Source organism: Georgenia sunbinii, from assembly GCF_036421875.1.
GTDB lineage: Bacteria > Actinomycetota > Actinomycetes > Actinomycetales > Actinomycetaceae > Georgenia_B > Georgenia_B sunbinii.
On the sequence record NZ_JAZGOL010000001.1, the window covers coordinates 644,547 to 667,814 of the forward strand.

Below are 23,268 nucleotides of genomic sequence, written 5' to 3' on the forward strand. Positions count from 1 at the left end.
GGTCGGGTCGCCGAGGCATGGCGGTGCGGCCGGTAGGATGACTCATCATGGCCAGGATGAAGAAGAACGCCGACGTCGACGCGGGTGCCAAGAAGCCGAAGAAGAAGCGCTGGTACCACCAGCTGTGGGAAGTCTTCCAGATGACCCGCGAGGTGCAGCCCTCGATCACCTGGGTGCTCCTCGGGGTGTTCGTCGGCGTCATCGCCCTCGGGCTGCTCATCGGGCTGTTCATCGGGCATCCCGTCTACGTCCCGCTCCTCAGCCTGCCGGTGGCGCTCATCGGCGTCATGCTCATCCTCACCAGACGGGCAGAGCGTGCCGCCTACTCCCGCATCGAGGGCACGCCCGGCGCAGCCGGCTCGGCGCTGGGCACCATCCGGCGGGGCTGGAACATCGAGGAGCAGCCGGTCGCCATCGACCCGCGGCACCAGGACGTCGTCTTCCGTGCGATCGGTCGTCCCGGCGTCGTGCTCATCAGCGAAGGCCCGCCCCACCGCGCCAAGCGGATGCTCGAGGCGGAGCGTCGCCGCGTCTCCCGTGTCGCGCCGAACGTCAAGATCCACCTCGTCCAGGTCGGCAACGACGAGAACCAGGTCCCGCTGCCCAAGCTGGTCAAGGCCATCCAGAAGCTCAAGCCGTCGCTGACCAAGGCCGAGGTGGCCGCCGTCGCCAAGCGCCTGCGCGCGCTGGGGCACTCACGCCCGGCCGTGCCCAAGGGCATCGACCCGATGCGTGCCCGGCCCGACCGCAAGGGCATCCGCGGCCGCTGAGGCGACGTCGTCCAGCACCCGGCCGTCGGCGTGGCCCCGTCGACGATGGCCCTAAACTGACCGGGTGCCTCAGCAGACCTCCGTCTCGGCCGGCTTCGGACGCCGGGTGCTGGCCCTCGCCGTCGACTGGGTGCTGGCGATGGCCATCTCGGCCGGGTTCTTCGACTCCCACCCGATGGCGACGCTCGGCGTCTTCGCGGTCATGACATGGCTGCTGCTCGCTACCCGCGGCTCGACGATCGGGCACACCCTCACGTCACTGACGGTCCGGTCGGTCCACGGCGGCGCCGCCCGGCCCTCCCAGGTACTCATCCGCACGGTGAGCCTGTGCCTGGTCATCCCCGCGGTCGTGTGGGGGCTCGACGGGCGTGGCCTGCACGACGCGTGGGCCGGCACCACCATCGAGCGGCGGTAAGCGCGTAACACTCGCGAAACATTCGGGTGACACCTGCGAAGCATCGCCCGGCTAACGTCCCACACGCACCACCCCACCGACCCAGCAAGACGCCGCCACCGCCCCGAAGGAGCAGGTCATGTTCACCACTGCCGAGGAGGCCATCGCCTTCACCCAGGAGCAGGACGTCAAGTTCATCGACGTCCGCTTCTGCGACCTGCCGGGGGTGATGCAGCACTTCAACATCCCGATCGAGACCTTCGCCGCCGAGGCCTTCACCGAGGGCTTGATGTTCGACGGGTCCTCGATCCGCGGTTTCCAGGCGATCCACGAGTCGGACATGAAGCTCATCCCCGACGTGACGACGGCGTACATCGACCCGTTCCGCAAGGAGAAGACGCTCGTCGTCAACTTCTCCATCGTCGACCCCTTCACCGACGAGAGCTACTCCCGCGACCCTCGCAACGTCGCCGCCAAGGCAGAGGCATACCTCAAGAGCACCGGGATCGCCGACACGGTGTACTTCGGCGCCGAGGCCGAGTTCTACGTCTTCGACGACGTCCGCTTCGCCACCACCCAGCACTCGAGCTTCTACTACCTCGACTCCAACGAGGCGGCCTGGAACACCGGGCGTCAGGAGGAAGGCGGAAACCTCGGGTACAAGACGCGCTACAAGGGCGGCTACTTCCCCGTTGCGCCGAACGACCAGATGTCCGACCTGCGCGACGAGATGGTCACCGTGCTGCAGCAGTCCGGGCTCCTCGTGGAGCGGGCCCACCACGAGGTGGGCACCGCCGGCCAGCAGGAGATCAACTACCGCTTCGACACGCTGCTCGGCGCCGCCGACGACGTCATGAAGTTCAAGTACATCATCAAGAACACCGCGTGGGCCGCCGGCAAGACCGCCACCTTCATGCCCAAGCCGCTGTTCGGCGACAACGGCTCGGGCATGCACTCCCACCAGAGCCTGTGGAAGGACGGCAAGCCGCTGTTCTACGACGAGCACGGCTACGGCGGGCTCTCCGACCTCGCCCGCTGGTACGTCGGCGGGCTGCTCGCGCACGCCCCGGCGCTGCTCGCCTTCACCAACCCGACGATCAACTCCTTCCGCCGGCTGGTCCCCGGGTACGAGGCGCCGGTCAACCTCGTCTACTCGGCGCGCAACCGTTCCGCGTGCATCCGGATCCCGGTCACCGGCACGTCGCCCAAGGCCAAGCGGGTGGAGTTCCGGGTGCCCGACCCGTCGTCGAACCCGTACCTCGCGTTCGCCGCGATGCTCATGGCGGGCCTCGACGGGATCCGGAACCGGATCGAGCCGCCGGCGCCGATCGACAAGGACCTCTACGAGCTGCCGCCCGAGGAGCACGCGCAGATCGCGCAGCTGCCGGTGTCCCTCGACGACGCGCTCGTCGCGCTCGAGAACGACCACGACTTCCTCACCGAGGGTGACGTGTTCACCCCGGACCTCATCGCGACCTGGATCGACTACAAGCGCACCAACGAGATCGCGCCGATGCGGCTGCGGCCCCACCCGCACGAGTTCGAGCTGTACTTCGACCTGTAGGGCGGCGTCACGGAACGGCCCCTGATCTGCGCCACGGCGCAAGGTCAGGGGCCGTCCCGTTTGATCCTGCGGTGACCCCGGGGCAGGGACCGGTTTGCTGACTCGTCCACACGTCGCCGGCTCAGCCCACCGCCGACGGTCTCGTGCTAGACAATATGTAGGCCACGCCCACATACGCCCGGCCCCATCTCGTTGTGCCCAAGGAGACAGAAGCTGCCATGAAGACCCCTGCGAGCGACGTCGCGGTGGACGAGCACTCCCCCGCCGCTGACATCGCGGTCGACGCACACTACGACCTGATCATCATCGGTACCGGGTCGGGGAACTCGATCCCCGGACCGGAGCTCGACGACAGGTCGATCGCGATCATCGAGAAGGGGGAGTTCGGTGGCACCTGCCTCAACGTCGGCTGCATCCCCACGAAGATGTACGTCTACGCCGCTGACGTCGCGCTGGAGACGGCGCAGGCGGGCCGGCTGAGCCTGGACGCGCAGGTCAGCTCCGTGGACTGGCCAGGGCTCGTCAGCCGAGTCTTCGACGACCGGATCGACCCCATCGCGAGCGGCGGCGAGGCCTACCGCCGCGGCCCCGAGACCCCGAACATCGACGTCTACGACCAGCACGCCGTGTTCGTCGGGGAGCGCACGCTGCGCACCGGCCAGGGCACCGCGCAGAAGATCATCTCCGCAGACCAGGTCGTCATCGCCGCCGGCTCGCGGCCGTTCATCCCCGAGTCCATCGCCACCTCGGGCGTGCACTTCCACACCAACGAGGACATCATGCGGCTGCCGGAGCGGCCGGAGTCGCTCGTGATCGTCGGCGGCGGCTACATCGCTATGGAGTTCGCCCACGTCTTCGACGCGCTCGGCACCAAGGTCACGATCGTCTCGCGCTCTCCGCTGCTGCGTCACCTCGACGACGACCTGCGCGAGCGGTTCAACGCCCTCGCCACCGAGCGGTACGACGTCGTCGGCGGCACCGTCATCGGTGCCGAGCAGTCCGCGGACGGCGTGAGCGTCCGGCTGGACGACGGCTCCGAGGTCACCGGGCAGGTGCTGCTGGTGGCCACCGGCCGCGTCCCCAACGGCGACCAGCTGGACCTGGCTTCCGGCGGCGTCGAGATGACGCCTGCGGGCCAGGTCGCGGTGGACGAGTACGGCCGGTCGACCACCGCCGCGGGAGTCTGGGCGCTGGGAGACGTCTCCTCGCCGTACCTGCTCAAGCACGTCGCCAACGCGGAGATGCGAGCGGTGCGCCACAACCTGCTTCACCCCGACAACCTGCGCGCCATGCCGCACGACCACGTGCCGGCCGCCACGTTCACCCACCCTCAGATCGCCACGGTCGGGCTGACCGAGGAGCAGGCCCGGGCACGCGGCCACAACGTGACCGTCAAGGTGCAGAGCTACGGCGACGTCGCCTACGGCTGGGCCATGGCGGACACCACGAGCATCGCCAAGCTCGTCGCCGACCGGTCCACCGGCAAGCTCCTGGGCGCCCACTACATGGGCCCGCAGGCCGCCACCCTTATCCAGCAGATGATCACCGTCCTGGCCTTCGACCTCGATGTCCGCGACGTGGCCACCACGCAGTACTGGATCCACCCGGCACTGCCGGAGGTCACCGAGAACGCGCTGCTGGGCCTGGAGTTCGACCCACCGACCACCTGACACCGGGCCCGGAGCCGGAGCCGGAGCCGGACGACGAGGCGGACGTCGGCGTAGGTTGTGGCCATGGCTGACTCCACCGCGATGCGCCCGACCACCATGTCGGTCGACGAGTTCATTGCCGGAAACGATCCTGACGGCTCGCTCGCGGTGCTCGACGGCGTGATCACCGCCGCGCTGCCCGGCGCCACCCGTGTGCTGTGGCAGGGGGTGTTCTGGGGCGGCACCGAGCAGTCCATCATCGGCTACGGCGCCACGGTGCAGCCGCGGCCCAAGGGCGAGCGCGTCGAGTGGTTCCTCGTCGGACTGACGCGGCAGCAGAACTACCTCAGCCTGTACGTCAACGCCGCCGAGGACGGCGCCTACCTCTCGCGGGTCTACGGCAAGCGGCTGGGGAAGACCAAGGTGGGATCGGCCAGCATCTCGTTCGCCTCGGCGGAGGTCATCGACCTCAGCGTGCTCGACGAGATGGTCCGCCACGCCGGGCGCATCACGGAGTGGACGTAGCCGGCGGCGCCTTCTCCCCCGCGGGACCGTCGGAGCCGACGGCGTCGAGGCGGTCGCCGCCCAGCGGCTTGCCCTCCCACAGGTGGGCCCACCAGCCGTCGCGCGGACTGCCCTCGAGGACGACCGCACCGGTGTTGGTGATCGGGTTGTACGCAGCGTGCTCGCCGGTGACGTTCTCCACCCGCGCCGCGCACCAGGACCGGATGACGGCCCCGTGGCTGAACATCACCGCCGTCGACACTCCCGCGGCGTGTGCCTCGGCGACGACGTCGTCGTAGCGCCGCCACACCTCGGCACCGCTCTCGGCGCCGGGCACCCGAACCGCGGGGTCCTTGGCCCAGCCGAAGATCGCGCCGAGGTAAGCGCGGTGCGAGACCTCGTCACCGCGCATCTCCAGGTCGCCGGCGCTGACCTCGCGCAGGCCGGGCCGGACGCGCAGCTCGAGGCCGCGCTGCTCGATCAGCGGCGCCGCCGTCTGCTGCGTCCGGACGAGGTTCGAGGCGTAGATCAGGTCGATGTCCTCATCCCCCAGGCTGCGCGGCACGGCGGCCGCCTGCTCGCGCCCCAGGGCGGTGAGATCGGCGCCGGGCGCGCCGGTGTCGAGAAGATCGTGCACGTTCGAGCTGGTCTGTCCGTGTCGGATGAGGATCAATCGCATGTCCCCATCATCGCCCAGACCACCCCGAGAAGGCCCGTCCGACCCTCGGGCGTGCGCCTTGCACCCCGCACCCGCCGGTTGGCCCGTCGGGTGGCCCGCCCGCAACCGATCAGCGGGTGACTTCCGTCAGGCCCAGCCTGACGAAAGCTCCCCAGCAGTCACTGGAGCGTCGCGCAGCAGCGCAACGCGAGCGTCACTGCAGTCTTCACGGCAGCGCCGCGGCAGTCAGCCGAAGAACACCCGCTCGACGACGCCTCTGGCGCGGCGGGAGGTGCGCAGGTAGTCCTCCTCGAGGTCCTGCGCCTCCCCGGGGCCGTAGCCGAGCAGCCGCGATATGCCGGCGAGGTCGCGCGCGGCGCTGGGCAGCACGTCGAGCCGCCCCCCGGTGGTGCGCCCGGTCGACAGCGTGATGGCCGCCCGCAACCGTGACGCCAGCCGCCAGGCGTCGGCCAGCAGCTCGGTGTCCTCGGCCGTCAGCAGCCCGGCGTGCTCGGCTGCGGCCAGCGCCCCGAGGGTCTCGGTCGTGCGCAGCTCGGGGAGCTCCCCGGCGTGGCACAGCTGGAGCAGCTGGACCGTCCACTCGACATCGGTCAGCCCGCCGCGCCCAAGCTTGAGGTGACGGTTGGCCGGCACGCCGCGCGGCAGCCGCTCCGCCTCCATCCGGGCCTTGATCCGCCGGATCTCGCGCACCGCCCGCTCGTCGATGCCCGCCGAGGGATAGCGCAGGGGGTCGATGAGCGCGACGAACCGCTCCGCGAGCCCGTCGTCCCCGGCCACCGGCCGTGCCCGCAGCAGCGCCTGGTACTCCCACGGCTCCGCCCACCGCTCGTAGTACTGGGCGTACGACGCCAGCGACCGCACCAGCGGGCCGTTGCGACCCTCGGGCCGCAGCGCCGCGTCGACGAGCAGCGGCGGCTCGGACGAGGACTCCCCCAGCAGCGCCCGCAGCTTCCCGGCGACGGCGACGGCGAACTGCTGCGCGAGGTCCTCGCGCTGCCCGGGCAGCGGGTCGTGGACAAACACGACGTCCGCGTCGGAGCCGTAGGTCAGCTCCGACCCGCCCAGCCGGCCCATCGCGACGACGAGGAACCGGCTCGGTGCCGTGTCCAGCCCGAGCTCGGCGCCTGCCGCGCCGATCGCGATGTCGAGCCCGACGCGCAGCGCCTGGTCGGCGACCGCGCTGATCATCGTCCGGTCCCGCCGTGAGGTGACGCCGTCGAGCACGTCCCCGACGGCGGAGCGGACCAGCTCGCGCCGTCGCAGGTACCGCATCGCTTGCGCGGCCGCGTGCGGCTCGGGCCGCCGCTGGACCAGCGACCGTGCCTCCCGGTCGAGCTGCTCCGGTGTCCGGGCGCGCAGGTGGTCGTCGTCGCCGAGCCAGCGGGCCGCCTCGGGCAGCATCTCGAGCCCCTCGGCGACGTACCTGCTCGTCGCCAGCAGATAGGTGAGGCGCGGCGCGGCCGCGCCGGAGTCACGGAGCATGGTCAGGTACCACGGGGTGCTGCCGAGGGACTCCGACAACTTACGGAAGGCCAGCAGCCCGGCGTCGGGATCGGCGCCCTCCGCGAACAGCCCGAGCATCGCCGGCAGCAGCTGGCGCTGGATCGCGGCGGTCCGGCTCACGCCGGCGGTCAGCGACTCGAGGTGGCGCACCGCGCCGGCCGGGTCGACGTAGCCGATCGCAGCGAGCCGCGCGCGGACCGCCTCCGGGCTCAGCGTGGCATCCGCCGGGCCGAGGCTGGCGAGCAGCGGCAGCAGCGGTCGGTAGAAGATCTCCTCGTGCAGCCGGCGGACGTCGCGGCGTACCTCGCGCAACCGCTTCTCGAGGGTCTGCGCGCCCCGCACGCCGTCGACGCCGAGAGAGCGCCCCAGCCGGCGCAGGTCGCTCTCGCCGGCCGGGATGACGTGCGTGCGCCGCAGCCGGAACAGCTGCATCCGGTGCTCCAGCACCCGCAGCAGCCGGTAGCAGTGGTCGAGCTGGCCGGCGGGGTCGCGCCCGATGTAGCCGCTGTCGGCAAGCGCCTCGAGCGCGTCGAGGGTGCCGGGCGCCTTGATCGCGTCCTCGGTCCGGCCGTGGACGAGCTGGAGGAGCTGGACCGTGAACTCGACGTCGCGCAGGCCGCCGCGGCCGAGCTTGAGCTGCCGGTCGGCCTCGGCCGGTGGGATGTTCGCCTCGACGCGGCGGCGCATCGCCTGGGAGTCCTCGACGAAGTTCGCCCGTTCCACGGCCCGCCACACGAAGGGCTCGACGACCTCGACGTACTCCTGCCCCAGGGCGACGTCCCCGGCGATCGGCCGCGCCTTGAGGAGCGCCTGGAACTCCCAGGTGGCGGCCCACCGCTCGTAGTAGGCGCGGTGGGAGGCGACGGTGCGTACGAGCGGCCCGTCCTTGCCCTCGGGGCGCAGGTTGGCGTCGATCGGCCACAGCGGCAGCTCCTCGCCCTGGGGCGCGTCGATGAGCCGTGCCGCGGCGGTGGCGAGCCGGGTGGCAGCGTCGGTCACCGACTCCTCGGGCAGACCGTTCGCGCCGTCGGCGACGTAGATGACGTCGACGTCGGACACGTAGTTGAGCTCACGGCCACCGGTCTTGCCCATCCCGACGACCGCCAGCCGGACGCCGGCGCCGTGGTCGGGCAGCTCGGCCCGCGCGACCGCCAGCGCGGCGTCGATCGCCGCACCGGCAAGGTCGGACAGCGCGGCGGCGACCGGCGGGAACGCGTCCAGCGCATCGTCGCTGGTGAGGTCGATGGCAGTCACCTGGAGCAGCCGGCGGCGGTACCACCGGCGCAGCGCGTCGCTGCCCGCGACCCCGGTGACGGCAGCGGCCGGGGTGATCGCCGCGGGATCCGCGCCGACCGCCCGCAGCGCCGTCGCCCGCTCGTCGGCCGGTGTCGCTGACAGCACGCCGGCGGCGAGCACGTCGCTCAGCAGCTCCACCTCGCCGGGGTGCGCGACGAGCCGGTCGCCCAGCGCCCGCGACGCCCCGAGCACGGCGAGCAGCCGGCGCCGGTGCCCGCCGGCGGTGGCGAGCACCGCCGGCAGGTCGACGTCGTCGGGTGCCTGCTGCCAGGCCTCGACCAGGCGCAGCAGGGCGAGGAGAGCGAGGTCGGGGTCCGCCGTCGCGCCGATCGCCGGGGTCAGCGGGGCGCCGGCGTCCTCTGCGCGGCCGAGGACGCCGGCGAGCGTGGCGTCACCGAGTAGCTGAGCGGACCGCCGAACGTCACTGAAGCCGTGGCGCAGCAGCTCCTGGCTCGAGGTCGGGGCGCGCACGTCGGCGACTCAGACGCCCGGCAGGAGGCGCCGCAGCTCGTACGGCGTCACCTGCGAGCGGTACTCCGTCCACTCCTGCTGCTTGTTGCGCAGGACGAACTCGAAGACGTCCTCCCCGAGGGTCTCGGCGACGAGCTCCGATCCGCGCATGACGTCCACCGCCTGCTCGAGGCTGCCGGGCAGCGCCGAGATGCCCAGCGCACGCCGCTCGGCGTCGCTCAGCGCCCAGACGTCGTCCTCGGCGCCCTCGGGCAGCTCGTAGTCCTCCTCGATGCCCTTGAGCCCGGCCGCGATGAGCACCGCGAACGCGAGGTACGGGTTGGCGGCCGAGTCCAGCGCCCGGTACTCCACGCGGGTGGAGGGCCCCTTGTCCGGCTTGTGCATCGGCACCCGGACGAGCGCGGAACGGTTGTTGTGGCCCCAGCTGACGTAGCTGGGCGCCTCTCCCCCGCCCCACAGCCGCTTGTAGGAGTTGACGTACTGGTTGGTGACGGCGGAGATCTCCGCCGCGTGGTGCAGCAGGCCGGCGATGAACGACCGGCCGACCTTGGAGAGCTGGTACTGCCCGGACGGGTCGTAGAAGGCGTTGACGTCGCCCTCGAACAGCGAGAAATGGGTGTGCATCCCGGAGCCGGGCAACGAGATGAGCGGCTTGGGCATGAAGGTCGCCATGATGCCCTGCTGCAGCGCGACCTCCTTGACGACGGTGCGGAACGTCATGATGTTGTCCGCGGTGGACAGCGCGTCGGCGTAGCGCAGGTCGATCTCGTTCTGGCCCGGGCCGGCCTCATGGTGGGAGTACTCCACCGAGATGCCCATCGACTCCAGCAGCGTGATGGCCTCGCGGCGGAAGTCGTGGGCGGTGCCGCGGGCGACGTGGTCGAAGTACCCGGCGGTGTCGATCGGCACCAGCGGGTCGTCGGCCTTCTGCTGCTGCTCGAAGAGGTAGAACTCGATCTCCGGGTGCGTGTAGCAGGTGAAACCGGCCTCACCGGCCTTCTCCAGGGTGCGCTTGAGGACGTTGCGCGGGTCGGACCGGGCGGGCAGGCCGTCAGGGGTGCGGATGTCGCAGAACATCCGGGCGACGCCGTGCTCGTCGCCCCGCCAGGGCAGCACCTGGAAGGTCGCCGGGTCGGGGACGGCGAGCATGTCCGCCTCGTAGACACGGGCCAGGCCCTCGATGGCGCTGCCGTCGAACCCCATGCCTTCGGCGAAGGCGCTCTCCAGCTCGGCGGGCGCGATCGCCACGGACTTGAGCACGCCGAGCACGTCGGTGAACCACAGCCGGATGAACCGGATGTCCCGCTCCGCGACGGCCCGAAGGACGTACTCCTGCTGCCTGTCCATGTGCGGCTCCCTGGTGTCGTGCCTGCGTGGCGCGTGCTGCCCCCGTAGCCAATCATGGTGCAGCGTGCGCCGGTAGCGCGCCGCGCGCTCAGTCTCGGCTGACGGCGGCGCAGGCGTCGACGAGTCGCCGCAGCGGCGACTCCAGGCCCCAGCGCTCGGCCAGCTGCAGGACGGCGTCGCCGTCTGCGGGCACGTCGGCGAGCGTGGCGGTGAACTGGGGCAGCGGCACGTCGCGGGCGACCTGCACGACGCCGGGGGCGGCGGCGAGGTACTCGTCGGCCTCGGCCAGCCGCTTGCGCTGGGTGGCGGTCAGTCCGCCGCCGACGTGCGACGCCGCGTCGAGGATGCCGGCGAGGTCGCCGTGGCTGGCGAGCAACGCCGCAGCCGTCTTCTCACCGATGCCGGCCACGCCCGGCAGCCCGTCCGACGGGTCCCCCCGGAGGATCGCCATGTCGGCGTAGGTGCCGCCGGAGGTGACGCCGTACTTCTCCCGCAGCCAGGCCTGGTCGATCAGCGGCATCTCCTTCTCGCCGCGCACCGGGTACAGGACGCCGATCCCGGCGTCGTCGTCCACCAGCTGGAACAGGTCGCGGTCCCCGGTGACGACGAGCACCTGCGAGGCCCGCTGCTCACGCGGCCGCGCCACCTCGCGGGTGGCGAGCGTGCCGATGACGTCGTCGGCCTCGTAGCCGGCAGCGCCGGCGCGCGGGATGCCGAGCGCGGCGAGGACATCGACGATGATCGGCACCTGGGCCGCCAGCGACGCCGGGACCTCCTCTCCGCCGTCGGCCGCCACGCGGTGCGCCTTGTAGGACGGGATCGCCGCGACCCGGAACTCCGGGCGCCAGTCCTCGTCCCAGCAGGCGACGACGCGCGACGGCTCCCAGCGGGCGACCAGGCGGGAGATGGTGTCGACGAAGCCGCGCACGGCGTTGATCGGGGTGCCGTCCGGGGCGGTCATCTTCTCCGGCAGCGCGAAGAACGCCCGGAAATACATCGCGGCGGAGTCGAGGAGCAGCAGGGGACCGGTCACCCGCACAGCATGCCCGTCGCGCGCCGTCAGCTCAACGCGGCGGCGTCAGCGGTGAGTCCAGGCGAGCAGCTCGTCGAGCGGCAGCTCGTTGACGATCCGCTCGCGTGGGATGCCGAGGTGCTGAGCGCGGGCACAGCCGTGGTCGAGGAACTCCAGCTGGCCCGGCGCGTGGGCGTCGGTGTCGATCGCGACGCGGCACCCCGTCTCGATCGCCTGCACCAGGAGCCGGGTGGGCGGGTCGCGCCGCTCGGGCCGGGAGTTGATCTCGACGGCGACGTCGTTGTCCCGGCAGGCGCGGAAGACGACGTCGGCGTCGAACTGCGACTCCGGTCGCGTGCCCCGCCCGCCGGTCACCAGCCGCCCGGTGCAGTGGCCGAGGACGTCGACCCTCGGGTCGGCCACCGCAGCCACCATCCGCCGGGTCATCGCGCGCCGCTCCATCCGCAGCTTGGAGTGGACGCTGGCGACGACGACGTCGAGCTCCGTCAGCAGGTCCGGGTCCTGGTCAAGCGAGCCGTCCTCGAGGATGTCGACCTCTATCCCGGTGAGGATCCGGAACGGCGCGAGTTCCTCGTTGAGACCGGCGACGACGTCCAGCTGCTCCCGCAGCCGCTCGGCGCTCAGCCCGCGGGCGACGGTGAGCCGCGGCGAGTGGTCGGTCAGTGCCAGGTAGTCGTGCCCGAGGGCGACGGCGGCGTCGGCCATGTCCCGGATCGGCGTCCCGCCGTCGGACCACTCCGAGTGCGCGTGGAGGTCGCCGCGCAGCCAGCTGCGTACCTGCTGCCCGCCGTCGGCCAGCGGACCGGTCGCCCGCTCCTCGATGGTCGCCAGGTAGGCCGGGACGGTGCCGCCGGCGGCCTCGGTCGCGACCTGCGCCGTCCGGGGCCCGACGTCGCGCAACGACCCGAGAGTCCCTGCCGCGAGACGCGCGTCGAGCTCGCCCGGCGGCAGCTCCTCGAGCCGCCGCGCCGCGCGGCGGAAGGCGGTCGGGCGCCGCGGCTCGGCCTGCTCACGCTCGAGCAGGTAGGCCACCCGCTTGAGTGCGTCGATCGGGTTCATGGTCCGGTCACCGAGCCGAGGTCCCGACCTCAAGCCACCGGGCCAGGGACGTTGCCGGCCGCGGCAACCGCCTTGGCGAAGCGTTCCTCGCTCTGCCGGACCTTCTTCCTGATGCCCTTGGCAGCACCGGTGGCCTCGGCGAGGGTGGCGGCGTCCATGGTCTCCGCCAGCCGGCGCTGCTGGGTCGCCACCTTCCAGCGAGGCTTGGGCCACGGGAGGTCGAGGTCGATGAGCGCCTGGGTGAGCAGCTCGGTGACGGCGAGGCGCGGGTACCACTTGCGGTCGGCGGGGATGACGTACCACGGCGCGGCGTCGCTGCTCGTGCGCTCGAAGACGTCCGCGTAGGCCTGCTGGTAGTCGTCCCACTGCAGGCGGGTGTCGACGTCACCCGGGTTGAACTTCCAGTGCTTGTCGGTCCGTTGGAGCCGCTCCATGAGGCGCAGGCCCTGCTCCTCCCGGGACACCATGAGAGCGACCTTGATGATCGTGGTGCCGGCGTCGACGATCTCCTGCTCGAAGCGGTTGATCTCGTCGTACCGCTTCTGCCAGACCTTCGGCTCCACAAGGTTCTCGACGCGTGCGACGAGCACGTCCTCGTAGTGCGAGCGGTCGAAGACCCCGATCATGCCGCCCGCGGGAAGCGAGTTCCGTACTCGCCACAGGTAGTGGTGGCTCAGCTCCTCCTCGGTCGGCCGGCCGAAGGACCGCAGCGCGACACCCTGCGGGTCGACCATCCCGATGACGTGCCGCACGATGCCGCCCTTACCTGCGGTGTCGATGCCCTGAACGACCAGCAATACGGACTTGTTCCCACCGCTGCGGCCATGGGCGAACAGCCGCTCCTGCAGCTCGGAGAGCAACGTCCCCCGTCCCGAGCCGAACGCCTTGCCCTGCTCCTTGTCGCCCGACCATCCGGGCGTGGCGCGCCGGTCGAGGTCTGCGAGGGAGAAGTCGGCACCGGGGCGCAGCAGTGCGGCGGGATCACCGCGCCAGCGGTTCTTCGGCGACATGACGGTCCTCTCGTCGGGTGGATGACAGCGACGCTAGCGCGGTCAGGACCAGCCCGCTCCTCGGTCGACCGCCCGTGGTTGGCTGCGGTACCAGGCGGGGGGACGGTCAGGGTGAGGTGACGGTCGAGGAACGCGCCCGCTACGCCAGCTGCAGCGTCGTCAGGCAGGTGGGGCTGTCGGCGTCGGTGGCGATGTCCAGCTCGCCGGTGAGGCCCTCGTAGCCGACCTCGACGGTGGCGTCGATGTCTCGCGGCAGCCAGTAGCCGACGAAGCCGTTGTCGAACGTGGTGGCTACCTCGTGGACCAGCACCTCGCCGTCGTCCGCGACGATCCGGACCTCGATGTCCTGCCTGGTGAGCTCGCCCTGGCAGGTGGTGAGGCTGTGGAAGTAGCACTCGTGGGTGCTGTCCACGTACGGCGAGAACGACAGGTAGAACTCGTCGTCGGGCAGCGGGACGCCGACCTCGTCGACGCCGTCGGAGACGACGAGCTCGCCGACGCGGACCGACGCCATGAGATCGGTCGGGCGGTCGGGTCCGGCGAGCCGGTCGAGGTGGTCGACGATCTCCTTGCCGCTCAGATCGGACAGGCCGTGGTCTGCGAAGGCGGCCTCGATGCCGGCGGGCAGCTGATCGGCCGCCGGCGCAGCGGGTGCGGTGCCGGCGCCCCCGCAGCCGGCGAGGGCGAGCATCATGAGCGGAACGGCAGCGAAGATTCTCCTCATGGGGACAATTCTGCGGGTGATTCTCGTCCTCCTGTGAGCCGAAGGTCCCCGCACGACGTTTACTGGAGGTATGGAACCGGTTCTTACTGCCCGACGGCGCCTCGCCGACCTGCTGCTCGCCCGGGTGGCGGGACCCGATGCTCACACCGCGCGGGCGCGCATCCATGACACGCCCGGCGAGCGGTGGTTCGACGCCGACGACCCGATCCAACGCGTCCATGGCGATGCGTCGATGTACGTCGGCGGCCTGCGCGCCCTACTGCTGCAGTCGCTGCACCCGCTGGCGATGGCGGCGGTGGCCGACTTCTCCGACTACCGCAACGACCCGTGGGGCCGGTTGGCGCGAACCAGCACGTTCATCGCCGAGACCACGTTCGCAACGGTCGACGACGCCGAGCAGGCCGTCGCCGTCGTCCGGGCGGTCCACCGGCACATCGCCGGCACGACGCCGGACGGCCGCCCCTACCGGGCCGACGACCCGCACCTGCTCAGCTGGGTGCACGTCGCTGAGATCGACAGCTTCCTCACCGCCCATGAGCGGTTCGGCCGGCGGCCGCTGACCGCGGCGGAGGCGGACCGCTACGTCGCGCAGGCCGCCGGGGTCGCCCACCGGCTCGGCGCGGAGGTCGTGCCCACGACCCGGGGCGAGCTCACGGCGATGCTCGAGGACTACCGGTCCGAGCTGGCCGCCACGCCGGCAGCGCTCGAGGCGGCCGACTTCGTCCTGCACCGCCCGCCGGTGAAGGGCGCCGCACGTGCCGGCTACGCCCTCATCGGGCGCGGCGCGGTCGCCACGCTGCCGTCGTGGGCACGTGAGCCGCTGGGGCTGCCGAACCACCCGCGCCGGGACGCCACCGTCGGTCGGCTGGCCGGTGAGGTGGCCACTCGCGGGCTTCGCTGGGTGATGGGCGGGGCCAAGGCGACCGAGGCGCAGGACTCACCCACCGCCGCGTGACGAGGGTCCGGCGGGTCAGATCCGGCCGCGCTCGGCGAACACTCCGGACAGGCGCGAGCCGCGCAGGCCCACCTGGAGGAGCACGTGGAGCAGCAGCCGGGCCTTGCGCCCGGACAGCTCCCCCGCCATCACCGCACCGCGCGCGATGAGGTCCATCTCGGAGCCGGCGTAGCCGTAGGTCACCCGGCCCGTCCCGCCGCGCAGCGTGCGCGAGGCCACCACCACCGCGACGCCGTCGGCGATGGCCGACTCCAGGGCGTCGGCGGTGGCCGCGGACACGTGCCCCATGCCCGAGGCGTCGACCACCAGCCCGGCGAAACCGGCCGCTGCCAGCGCCCGCACGGCGGCCCCGTCGTCCGCGAGGGGCGCCTCGATGAGAGCCACGTCCACCGGTCCCCCGCCCGGTACCGGCAGCGCCTCCGCTCGGCGCGGAGCCGGCGCGCTATACCTCACCTCCCCCTCGACCACCCGGCCGGCGACGCCGAATCCGGGCGACTCGAACGCCTCCGGCCCGGTGGAGCTCGCCTTGGTCACCCGGGGCGCGAGGTGGATCTCCTCGTTGAGGACGACGAGCGCGCCGCGCTGCTGCGAGCCGGCGCTGAGGGCGACGCGGGCAGCGGCGAGCAGGTTCGCGGCGGCGTCGGTGCCGGGCTGGTCGAACGCGCGCATCGCTCCGGTGACGACGATCGGCGGGTCGCGGTCCCAGAGCATGTCGAGCAGGTAGGCGGTCTCCTCCAGGGTGTCGGTGCCGTGGGTGAGGACCAGACCGGTCACGCCGCGGTCCGCCTCGTCGCGTGCCCAGGTGAGGGCGGCGAGAACGTCGGCGACGTCGATGGACGCTGACGGCTTGTTGCGGATGCTGGTGGCGCGGACGGTGGCGAACGAGGCGAGCGCCGGAACCGCGGCCACGAGCGCGGCGGCGTCGTGCGACGGTGCCGCCCCGGCGCCCGGTGCGGCGTCGGACATGGCGATGGTGCCTCCGAGGGCACCGATGGCGAGCACCGGCAGCATCGGTCCAGCATGCCAGCCGGTCGCTACACCTGCCGCACCCGCGTCAGGACCTCCCACGCCCGGCGGTCGAGGCTCTCGAACTCCCCGGTGACCGCGCGGCGCATGTTGCGCTGCGGGCGGGAGTCACGGGTCGGTGGGCTCCAGTGGTGCTCGTAGGTGTTGACCGCCTGCAGCACCGCGTGCGCCGTGCCGGCCCACGGCGCGACCCGTCGATCATCGACGTAGGCCTGGGCGAGGGCGGCGCGCTTCGCCTCCGCGTTGCGCATCGCCTGCGGCCGCAGCCGGTCGCCGTCGTCGCCGGTGAGCGGCACCCAGGAGTCGAGGAACCGGTCCCAGGTCCGAGCGTCGATGTCGATCCGGCACAGTGCGGCCACCTCGGCGGCGAAGTCCTCGGCCGCGGTGTGGACGATGCTCAGCGCCGAGCGGGCCGAGGCGAGCTTGACCTGCGAGTGGCGCGAGTGCCTGATCCGCAGCTGCTGGCCGTCCTCCCGCAGCGCCGCCGCGCGAGTGTTGTCACACACCACGTCGGTGACCGTGCGCTTGTAGGTGGTCGACAGCGATCCGTCCAGCGTGGTGGTCGCCAGCAGGTTCGGCCGGAACTCGACGCCTTCGGGCGTGGTGATCGACTCCGGAACGCTCACCTCCACCCACGCGGCGGCGCCGTCGCGCAGCACGCCGGCCGAGCTGATCGAGAGCGAGTCGTCGAGGATGTTCTCGACGGTCGCCAGCAGGTAGTCGGTGTACTGGTGCGGCTCGTAGCGGTCGGTGAACACACCGAGGACGTGCCCGTTGTCGCTGCGGGTGATCGCCTGACGGCCGGCGACGCCCTCCCACCGCATCGGCATGCCGTCGGCGCCCCGATGAGTCATGGTGAGGATGTCGGCCGGTCGCTCCACGGCGATCGGCACAGACACCGCCCGCCAGGCGAAGAGCCGCCGCTCGACGTCGCCGGGTGGGATCGGGCCCGGGTAGTGGTTCGGCTCGGTGCCCTGGTGCTCGGCCCGATAGTGCCAGGCGGTGCCGCGGTACCGCGTGTTGCCGATGAGGATGTTGGTGTTGAGGGACTGCATCGTCTCGGTCGTCATGGGGATCGGCCTCCTTGACCACACCCCACCACCGACCACTGACATCGCCCGATGAGTTCACGGCGCCGGGCCGGTCCACCCCTGCATGTGCACCTTCGTCCTCATCCCTGGCGCCGGTGGATCGGCCTGGTTCTGGCACCTCGTCGCTGCCCACCTCGAGGCGCGCGGTCACCGTGCCGTCGCGGTCGAGCTGCCTGCCGACGACGACTCCGCCGGGCTGGCCGAGTACGTCCAGGTGGTCCGCGCTGCTGTGCCGGCGGACGACGACGTCGCGCTGGTGGCCCAGTCGATGGGGGGCCTCGTCGCACCCATCGTCTGCACGGAGGTTGCCGTCCGCCTGCTCGTCATGCTCAACGCGATGATCCCGGTCCCCGGCGAGACCGGGGGCGAGTGGTGGACGGCGACCGGACAGGCGGCAGCGATGGCCGACAACGCCAGGAACCTGGGGCTCGACCTCGCCGATCTTGAGGATCCCGAGGTGCTCTTCGGGCACGACGTCCCGTCGGAGCTGTTCATCGAGGCCGGGCGACGGACGAGGGACCAGTCCGGGACCCCGTTCACCGAGCCGTGGCCGTTGCGTGCCTGGCCGGACGTGCCGACCCGGGTGCTGGCAGGCCGCGAGGACCGGCTCTTCCCGGTCGGCCTGCAGCGACGGGCGGCCCAGCAGCGCCTCGGCCTACCGGTCGACGTGATCGGTGGCGGGCACCTGGTGGCCCTCAGCCGCCCCGCCGAGGTCGCCGCTCAGCTCGACTCCTACTGGCGCACGGTGGGCTGACCGAGGCCCGGAGCGCCATGGCTGCCTCGGCGCAGACCCGCGCCGGTGCAGCCAGCTGCCGGTCCACTACCGGCTCCCGCACAGGCATGGCATGGTCAAGACATGGATGTCGAGAGCACTCACCGAGCGGTCGAGCACGACGCCGTGCCGCCGTGGCTGGCGCTCCCCGCGGACTGGCCGTCGGTCGACGACGCGCTGCTGGACGCGGCGGTCGACCTGAGCCTCGCCGCGCTGAGCACGACGACGGCGAACCCGGCGCACCGGCGCCTCGCCCGCTACTACGACCGAGCCGGCGCCAACGCCGCTTCCACTTTCCTCGACCTGGAGCCGAAGGAGTGGCGAAACGTCACGGCGACCGATCTCGTCGCGACCTCGCTGCTGGACGTCACGTTCACTCCGCACGACGTGCGTCGGCTTCTTGAACCCGGCCCTTCACGCGACCGGGTCACCACCGCGCTCTGTGAGCTTCCGGACGCGCTGCTCGCGACCGCCGACACTGACGCACTGGCAGCGATGGGCGAGTTCTACCTGGCGGTGCTCGACGCCGTCAGCCCGCCCGAGAGGGAGCGACCGGACCGCTGGGTCGTCGCGAGCAAGCTGTGCGCTCGCAAGCGTCCCGACCTTTACCCGATCCGCGACGCCGGGGTCCGAGAGCTGTTCGGCACCACCGAGTACGACGACCACCGCGCCGACTGGCAGGTGTTCCGGCACGTCATCGCTCACCAGGACGTCATCCACGCGATTGACGCGGCGCACCAGGCCGCGGTGAGCGAGTCCGGGGGCAACCCGCTCGACGTCAGTCGGCTGCGTCTGCTCGACGTCGCATTGTTCACCTACCGCTCCAGCCCGACCGAGGGCTGAGTCCCGCGGACAAGGCTGCTGTCGCGGGTAAGGCTGCTCTCGCGGACAAGGCTGCTCTCGCGGACAACTCTGCTCTCGGGGACAACTCGGCTGTCGCGGCGGGGGTCAGGGGCGGGTCAGGGGGATACCTGATAGCCGTGCGGGCGGCCAGGCCCCTAGCGTGGTGAGCATGTCCTCATTCTTCGAGTCCATCCGCCGCCTCGGCTTCCGACGCGGGCCCCAGCGCATCCTCGGCGGCATCTGCGGCGCCATCGCCGATCGCCTCGGAGCCAGCCTGACCGTTGTCCGGGTGCTGACGCTCGTCCTGTTCCTACTGCCCGGCATCGGGTTCGGCCTCTACCTCGTGGTCTGGCTGCTGCTGCCGTGGCAGGACGGCACGATCCCGCTGGAGCGTCTGTTCAAGGGTTGAAGAACAGCGCCGCGGTGGTGAGCACCGCGAGCGCACCGAGCACCCAGGTCTCACGGGCGCGGGCACGGCCCGGCCGCGCGCCGGCGAACCCCGCCGCCAGCGCCAGGCTCAGCGGGATGAGCCACCAGCCAAGGACGCCGTACTCCTCCCACGGCCAGTGAGACACCTCGCCGATCCGCTGCAGCTGAGGCAGCAGCGCCAGCACGATGCCGATCGGGACCGGCACCGCGAACACCACCATCAGCAAGGTCAGGGTCCGTGGCCGGCGACCGACGCCGACAACCAACGACACGTCTCCACCGGGTGCAGCCACGAGCAAGCCCTTCGTGCTTCGCGCAACGTCCGTCGTTGCCGCGCACCCCCCGCGTCCCCGGACCATACCGCGGCCGGCGGCCAGCTGTGGAGCGCCGGCCGTGTCACCGCTGTCCGATTTCCGCCGGAGCACCACTCGTGTGCAACTATCGTCCCGACATGGGCGCGGGGGTTGTCACCTCGGTGCGCCCACGGCCAAGTCGTCGAGGGAAGGTCAGGACAAGTCCATGACGGTCGCTCCCGCGATCTCGTGCGGGGTTTGCGCGACGCCAGTGAGCCCATCCGCCGAGCGTTGCCCCTCGTGCGGTGCGGCCACCTCGACGGCCCCGGCCGCGGCGCCCAGCCCGCTGCCCACCCTCCTCGCCGGCTGCCGCAGAGCCGGCGCGCTGCCGCGTGCGCTGGCGGTCGGCGTCGACGTCGCGCTCGCGCTCGCGCTGGCAGTGACAGCACTTCTCGGGCCGGAGCGGCTGACCACGGCCGCCTGGGCGGCAACGGTGCTGTACGTCCTGCTCACGCTCACCGCGGTCGCACTCACCGGCCGCACGCTCGGCGGGCTGCTCGCCGGGGCCCGCACCGTCGACCTCTTCACCGGCCTGCCCCTCGGCCTCGGCCGCGTGATCGCCGCGTGGCGGGCCGACGGCATCACCCTCGACGTCCGCCGCGGGCGCGACCCTGTCCGCACCGTGGGCCACGCCCGTCCGGTGCCGCCGCGCAGGCCTGCCGCGACCGGCGGCGGGAGCTGGGGACCAGCGCCGGTTGCGCCCGCGCCGGCCCCACCCACGTCCTACGCCCCCCACCCGCCGGCCCCGGGCTCCCCGGGCTCCCGGGCACCCCGCGTCGAGCAGACCATGCTCCACGAGCCGCCCGTCCGAGAGCCGGCACGTCCGGCTCAGCCCATCGCCATGGTGGTCACCACGGCCGACGGCGGGCGCTTCACCACCACCGGCACCGCCCTGCTCGGCCGCAACCCCCAGCCGCGCGACGACGAGCACGTCGATGCCCTCGTTCCGGTCAACGACCTCCAGCGCACCGTCTCCAAGACGCACGCCACGCTGCGGTGGGACGGCCGCACGCTGTGGGTCACCGACCGAGGATCGACCAACGGCACCGCCGTCACGGACCTGGCCGGCACCTGGCGGCGCCTCGCGCCGCGGGTCGAGTCGCCGCTCGAGCCCGGCTCGACCGTCCACCTCGGCGACCAGCCGGTGACCGTGACCACCACCGCAGAAGGAGACCCCCGATGAGCGTTCGTCACCCGGCGCTGGACGGCCGCGCGGGTGGCGCGCTCGTCACCGAGACACGCGCCGAGATCGCCTACCTCAGCGAGTCGCGCGCCGGCCTGCTGGTGCAGGCAGCGGCCGAGGGGCGCCGGGTCGTCCTCGTCAGCGACGAGGTCACCAGGCTCACTTACCCGCTGCAGCAGCTGCTCCAGGACGTCCACGGCGGTTGGGTGGTGCGAGCGACCGACGGCACGCTGCGCAACGGCCTTAACGGCCGGCGGCTCGCCACGATCGCCGAGGTCCTCGACGCGACACCGCTGCAGACCAAGGACGACGTCGCGGTCAGGTATTTGCGGCCCGGCCAGGGCTCGGCCGAGGCGGTCCAGCTGGTGATCTCCCAGTCCGTGCGTCACAAGGCAACCGACACCACCCTGCTCGGCGGCACCGTGGAGATCCTCGCCGAGGAGCTCGCCGGCGCCGTCCCGACCGGCTGGGGCCCGTTCGAGCCCGCGCTGCGCCGCTGGGACCGCACCGCCCTCACCGGGGTGGCACGCTCACGGATGCCGCGCGAGACCACGCTGGTCGTCGCCGGCGCGGCCGACCGGCCGCTGAGCGGCACCATCCAGGTCATCCGCACCTCCGACGGCCTGGAGGAGACCACCCAGCTCATGCTTCCGATCGGTGCCCCCGGCAGCGACTCCGCCCGCCGCGCGCTGGAGGCGCTGCCCGGGGCGTTCGCCTCGTTGGCCGCCCACCACATGCCGCAGTTCGGGCTGGTGATGGCGCGCACCGGTCGCCACGACCTCACCCTGGACTCGACGCTCGCCGCGCCGCCGACGGTGGCCGGCATGCTCATCGGCCCGCCCGGGGTGCGCCAGCTCGGCCTGTACGTGCCGGCGCTGGCCGAACGGTTCGACGCCCGCGTCGTCGGACGTCCCCGCATCCCTGGGCTGTACTTCCCGCTCGGCGGGTTCAGCGACCCGGGCTGGGGCCGGCTGGATGCCATCATCGAGCACCTCGGCAGGGACCGCGTCCAGAGCATCGTCGACCTCGCGGGCACCTGGCTGGAGAGCAGCCGTGCCCGCTGACTCCGATGCCCTCATCCTCGAGTCCGCCAAGGTCCACCGGCAGCGGCTGCGCGGCGCCTTCCTCCACGGCGAGCTGGTCGACCGGCGGCCGACCAAGGACAACGTCCGCCGGTTCATCGGCAGCGTCGTGTTCGCCGCGCTCGCCTGCGCCGGCTGCGCCGGGTGGTCGTTCGTGCAGGCCAACACCGGCGACCAGGCAGCGACCGCGCACCAGACCGAGACGGATGCCCGATGAGTGACTACACCCGCCTGACGCTCGTGGGGACCAGCACCCGGGCCGACGTCGTCGTCCCCTCGACCGAGGCGCTGGGCGCGATGGTTCCAGACCTCCTCGCCCTGCTGCGCGAGGAGCCGCACGAGGTGCCGCAGTCGGTGTCCCTGGTGCGGGTGACCGGGGAGCAGGTCGACCTCGGCACCGACTGCCTCACCCAGAACCTGCCCGACGGCGAGGTGCTGCGGCTGGTCCGGACCTCCGACGCTCCCCCGCCGCCGCAGGTCGCCGACGTCACCGACTCCGCCGCCGACCACCTCGCGGAGCGCGACGACCGCTGGACGCTGCGGACCCGGCAGGCGGTGGCGACGATGGCCGTCGGGATCGCCACCGCGGTGGCCTCCCTCATCTTCGTGCTGACCGCGGCCGCCGACACCGACGGGCTGCCGCTGCTCGCCGGTGGCGTGCTGGTCGCTGCGGTCGTCGCTGCCGCGCTGGGCCGCGCCGGTCGCCACTACGCCGGCGGAGTCCTCACCGCGGTGGGCGTGGGCCTGGTTCCCGCCCTCGTGCTCGCCGGCCTGGCGACCCTCGACGGGGCCGACATGCTCCGGCTCGGGCTCGTGGCGATCTGGGCCGTGCTGGGCGCCGGGATCGGCATCGGCCGGGCGTCACGCGGCGCGCTCACCGGCGCGATCGCCGGCATCGCACTCACCCTGCTGGCGCTCGCGCTGGGCCACCTGTTGCCCACGGTCGAGGCGGACGCCATCGTCGCGGCGATCACCGCGATCGCCGCCGGGCTGCTGCCCTGGTACGCGATGACGTCCTCCGGGCTCACCGGCCTCGACGACCAGGCGCTCGACGGCGACCCGCCCGCCACCGCCGAGGTGCGCACCTCCATCGACGACGCCTACCGCGTCCTCACCTGGTCGACCGTCGCGGTAGCCATCACCGCCGCGTGGGCGACGGCGGGCCTGCTCACCTCGGACACCGGCGCCGCCGTCGTCCTCGGCCTGCTCACCGTCGTCGTGCTAGCACTGCGGACCCGGAGCCTGCCGTTGCGCGCCCAGGTCGTGGCGCTGTGGGCCGCGGTGCTCGTCCCGGTCACCGTGCTGCTGCTCGGCCCGGTCGCGGCGCAGAGCCCGACGCTCGCCACCGCCGTGGCAGCCGGCCTCGGCGTGGTCATCGCCATCGCTGCCGCGCTGACCCCGTCGGGCCGGCAGCGCGCCCGCTTCCGGCGCCTGGGCGACCTCGTCGAGACCATCGGCGTGCTCGGCATCTTGCCGGTGCTGCTCGGCGTGCTCGGTGTCTACGGCCGGCTCCTGGAGACGTTCTGATGGG

23 protein-coding genes are annotated in these 23,268 nt (G+C 72.3%); 13 read left to right on the top strand and 10 right to left on the bottom strand.

The window, feature by feature from the left end:
- Positions 1-47: 47 nt before the first annotated feature.
- From V2J52_RS03085 to V2J52_RS03105, 5 genes are all read left to right on the top strand, one after another.
- Positions 48-770 (top strand): DUF4191 domain-containing protein, encoded by a 723-nt coding sequence (locus tag V2J52_RS03085; protein ID WP_331226187.1) that lies wholly within the window; start codon positions 48-50, stop codon positions 768-770.
- Between the two features lie 64 nt (positions 771-834).
- On the top strand, positions 835-1,185 hold the full coding sequence (locus tag V2J52_RS03090) for an RDD family protein (protein ID WP_331226188.1): 351 nt from the start codon (positions 835-837) through the stop codon (positions 1,183-1,185).
- A gap of 118 nt (positions 1,186-1,303) precedes the next feature.
- The gene (gene glnA / locus V2J52_RS03095; RefSeq protein WP_331226189.1) at positions 1,304-2,728 is read left to right on the top strand and encodes a type I glutamate--ammonia ligase; all 1,425 of its coding nucleotides are present in this window, start codon (positions 1,304-1,306) and stop codon (positions 2,726-2,728) included.
- Positions 2,729-2,946: 218 nt separating this feature from the next.
- Positions 2,947-4,398, top strand: coding sequence for a mycothione reductase (mtr, locus tag V2J52_RS03100; protein WP_331226190.1), 1,452 nt, complete (start codon positions 2,947-2,949; stop codon positions 4,396-4,398).
- A gap of 63 nt (positions 4,399-4,461) precedes the next feature.
- A complete protein-coding gene (locus V2J52_RS03105) occupies positions 4,462-4,902 on the top strand; it encodes a hypothetical protein (protein WP_331226191.1) in 441 nt (146 codons plus the stop codon).
- Here the strand turns inward: V2J52_RS03105 and V2J52_RS03110 are convergent.
- The 7 genes from V2J52_RS03110 to V2J52_RS03140 all read right to left on the bottom strand — a co-directional run bounded on the left by V2J52_RS03110 (position 4,886) and on the right by V2J52_RS03140 (position 14,003).
- Positions 4,886-5,560 carry a histidine phosphatase family protein gene (locus V2J52_RS03110; RefSeq protein ID WP_331226192.1) on the bottom strand — a complete coding sequence of 225 codons (675 nt, stop codon included), beginning with the start codon at positions 5,558-5,560 and terminating at the stop codon, positions 4,886-4,888. The genes V2J52_RS03105 and V2J52_RS03110 overlap by 17 nt on opposite strands.
- Positions 5,561-5,785: 225 nt before the next feature.
- Positions 5,786-8,830 (bottom strand): bifunctional [glutamine synthetase] adenylyltransferase/[glutamine synthetase]-adenylyl-L-tyrosine phosphorylase, encoded by a 3,045-nt coding sequence (locus V2J52_RS03115; RefSeq protein WP_331226193.1) that lies wholly within the window; start codon positions 8,828-8,830, stop codon positions 5,786-5,788.
- 9 nt (positions 8,831-8,839) lie between these two features.
- A complete protein-coding gene (glnA, locus tag V2J52_RS03120) occupies positions 8,840-10,177 on the bottom strand; it encodes a type I glutamate--ammonia ligase (RefSeq protein ID WP_331226194.1) in 1,338 nt (445 codons plus the stop codon).
- An 88-nt stretch (positions 10,178-10,265) separates the two neighbouring features.
- On the bottom strand, positions 10,266-11,210 hold the full coding sequence (locus tag V2J52_RS03125; RefSeq protein ID WP_491062156.1) for a 5'-3' exonuclease: 945 nt from the start codon (positions 11,208-11,210) through the stop codon (positions 10,266-10,268).
- 45 nt (positions 11,211-11,255) lie between these two features.
- A complete protein-coding gene (locus V2J52_RS03130; protein ID WP_331226196.1) occupies positions 11,256-12,269 on the bottom strand; it encodes a PHP domain-containing protein in 1,014 nt (337 codons plus the stop codon).
- A 29-nt stretch (positions 12,270-12,298) separates the two neighbouring features.
- A complete protein-coding gene (locus V2J52_RS03135; RefSeq protein ID WP_331226197.1) occupies positions 12,299-13,279 on the bottom strand; it encodes a PPK2 family polyphosphate kinase in 981 nt (326 codons plus the stop codon).
- 139 nt (positions 13,280-13,418) lie between these two features.
- On the bottom strand, positions 13,419-14,003 hold the full coding sequence (locus tag V2J52_RS03140) for a CueP family metal-binding protein (protein ID WP_331226198.1): 585 nt from the start codon (positions 14,001-14,003) through the stop codon (positions 13,419-13,421).
- 70 nt (positions 14,004-14,073) lie between these two features.
- On the opposite strand from V2J52_RS03140, the gene V2J52_RS03145 reads away from it, so the two are divergent.
- Positions 14,074-14,958, top strand: a complete 885-nt coding sequence (locus tag V2J52_RS03145) for an oxygenase MpaB family protein (protein WP_331226199.1) — start codon at positions 14,074-14,076, stop codon at positions 14,956-14,958.
- Positions 14,959-14,973: 15 nt separating this feature from the next.
- Here the strand turns inward: V2J52_RS03145 and V2J52_RS03150 are convergent, their stop codons facing one another.
- Entirely contained in the window at positions 14,974-15,969 is a 996-nt protein-coding gene (locus V2J52_RS03150; RefSeq protein ID WP_331226200.1) for an asparaginase domain-containing protein, read from the bottom strand.
- Between the two features lie 23 nt (positions 15,970-15,992).
- Positions 15,993-17,054, bottom strand: a complete 1,062-nt coding sequence (locus tag V2J52_RS03155) for a DUF932 domain-containing protein (RefSeq protein WP_331226201.1) — start codon at positions 17,052-17,054, stop codon at positions 15,993-15,995.
- Positions 17,055-17,139: 85 nt separating this feature from the next.
- Between V2J52_RS03155 and V2J52_RS03160 the strand changes: the two genes are divergently transcribed.
- The 3 genes from V2J52_RS03160 to V2J52_RS03170 all read left to right on the top strand — a co-directional run bounded on the left by V2J52_RS03160 (position 17,140) and on the right by V2J52_RS03170 (position 19,099).
- Positions 17,140-17,829 (top strand): alpha/beta fold hydrolase, encoded by a 690-nt coding sequence (locus V2J52_RS03160; protein WP_331226202.1) that lies wholly within the window; start codon positions 17,140-17,142, stop codon positions 17,827-17,829.
- A gap of 102 nt (positions 17,830-17,931) precedes the next feature.
- Positions 17,932-18,690: a DUF6308 family protein gene (locus V2J52_RS03165; protein ID WP_331226203.1), complete on the top strand. Its 759-nt coding sequence runs from the start codon at positions 17,932-17,934 to the stop codon at positions 18,688-18,690.
- A 169-nt stretch (positions 18,691-18,859) separates the two neighbouring features.
- On the top strand, positions 18,860-19,099 hold the full coding sequence (locus tag V2J52_RS03170) for a PspC domain-containing protein (protein WP_331226204.1): 240 nt from the start codon (positions 18,860-18,862) through the stop codon (positions 19,097-19,099).
- Here the strand turns inward: V2J52_RS03170 and V2J52_RS03175 are convergent.
- Positions 19,089-19,412: a hypothetical protein gene (locus V2J52_RS03175; protein ID WP_331226205.1), complete on the bottom strand. Its 324-nt coding sequence runs from the start codon at positions 19,410-19,412 to the stop codon at positions 19,089-19,091. The genes V2J52_RS03170 and V2J52_RS03175 overlap by 11 nt on opposite strands.
- Positions 19,413-19,683: 271 nt before the next feature.
- On the opposite strand from V2J52_RS03175, the gene V2J52_RS03180 reads away from it, so the two are divergent.
- From V2J52_RS03180 to V2J52_RS03195, 4 genes are read left to right on the top strand one after another with little or no spacing between them, the layout of a single operon-like run.
- Complete coding sequence (locus V2J52_RS03180; protein WP_331226206.1) at positions 19,684-20,655, top strand: FHA domain-containing protein; 972 nt, start codon at positions 19,684-19,686, stop codon at positions 20,653-20,655.
- Positions 20,652-21,719, top strand: a complete 1,068-nt coding sequence (locus tag V2J52_RS03185) for a DUF6177 family protein (protein WP_331226207.1) — start codon at positions 20,652-20,654, stop codon at positions 21,717-21,719. Before V2J52_RS03180 ends, V2J52_RS03185 begins: the two co-directional genes overlap by 4 nt.
- Positions 21,709-21,954 (top strand): hypothetical protein, encoded by a 246-nt coding sequence (locus V2J52_RS03190; RefSeq protein ID WP_331226208.1) that lies wholly within the window; start codon positions 21,709-21,711, stop codon positions 21,952-21,954. Before V2J52_RS03185 ends, V2J52_RS03190 begins: the two co-directional genes overlap by 11 nt.
- Entirely contained in the window at positions 21,951-23,264 is a 1,314-nt protein-coding gene (locus tag V2J52_RS03195; protein WP_331226209.1) for an EsaB/YukD family protein, read from the top strand. The genes V2J52_RS03190 and V2J52_RS03195 overlap by 4 nt, the downstream gene beginning before the upstream one ends.
- The last annotated feature ends 4 nt before the right edge of the window (positions 23,265-23,268 follow it).

Bases quoted from the DNA above. Each gene is read 5' to 3' on its own strand.
- V2J52_RS03085 (WP_331226187.1), top strand. From the start codon at position 48: ATGGCCAGGATGAAGAAGAACGCCGACGTCGACGCGGGTGCCAAGAAG.
- glnA (WP_331226189.1), top strand. From the start codon at position 1,304: ATGTTCACCACTGCCGAGGAGGCCATCGCCTTCACCCAGGAGCAGGAC.
- mtr (WP_331226190.1), top strand. From the start codon at position 2,947: ATGAAGACCCCTGCGAGCGACGTCGCGGTGGACGAGCACTCCCCCGCC.
- V2J52_RS03105 (WP_331226191.1), top strand. From the start codon at position 4,462: ATGGCTGACTCCACCGCGATGCGCCCGACCACCATGTCGGTCGACGAG.
- V2J52_RS03110 (WP_331226192.1), bottom strand. From the start codon at position 5,560: ATGCGATTGATCCTCATCCGACACGGACAGACCAGCTCGAACGTGCAC.
- glnA (WP_331226194.1), bottom strand. From the start codon at position 10,177: ATGGACAGGCAGCAGGAGTACGTCCTTCGGGCCGTCGCGGAGCGGGAC.
- V2J52_RS03130 (WP_331226196.1), bottom strand. From the start codon at position 12,269: ATGAACCCGATCGACGCACTCAAGCGGGTGGCCTACCTGCTCGAGCGT.
- V2J52_RS03135 (WP_331226197.1), bottom strand. From the start codon at position 13,279: ATGTCGCCGAAGAACCGCTGGCGCGGTGATCCCGCCGCACTGCTGCGC.
- V2J52_RS03140 (WP_331226198.1), bottom strand. From the start codon at position 14,003: ATGAGGAGAATCTTCGCTGCCGTTCCGCTCATGATGCTCGCCCTCGCC.
- V2J52_RS03145 (WP_331226199.1), top strand. From the start codon at position 14,074: ATGGAACCGGTTCTTACTGCCCGACGGCGCCTCGCCGACCTGCTGCTC.
- V2J52_RS03150 (WP_331226200.1), bottom strand. From the start codon at position 15,969: ATGCTGCCGGTGCTCGCCATCGGTGCCCTCGGAGGCACCATCGCCATG.
- V2J52_RS03155 (WP_331226201.1), bottom strand. From the start codon at position 17,054: ATGACGACCGAGACGATGCAGTCCCTCAACACCAACATCCTCATCGGC.
- V2J52_RS03160 (WP_331226202.1), top strand. From the start codon at position 17,140: ATGTGCACCTTCGTCCTCATCCCTGGCGCCGGTGGATCGGCCTGGTTC.
- V2J52_RS03165 (WP_331226203.1), top strand. From the start codon at position 17,932: ATGGATGTCGAGAGCACTCACCGAGCGGTCGAGCACGACGCCGTGCCG.
- V2J52_RS03170 (WP_331226204.1), top strand. From the start codon at position 18,860: ATGTCCTCATTCTTCGAGTCCATCCGCCGCCTCGGCTTCCGACGCGGG.
- V2J52_RS03185 (WP_331226207.1), top strand. From the start codon at position 20,652: ATGAGCGTTCGTCACCCGGCGCTGGACGGCCGCGCGGGTGGCGCGCTC.
- V2J52_RS03195 (WP_331226209.1), top strand. From the start codon at position 21,951: ATGAGTGACTACACCCGCCTGACGCTCGTGGGGACCAGCACCCGGGCC.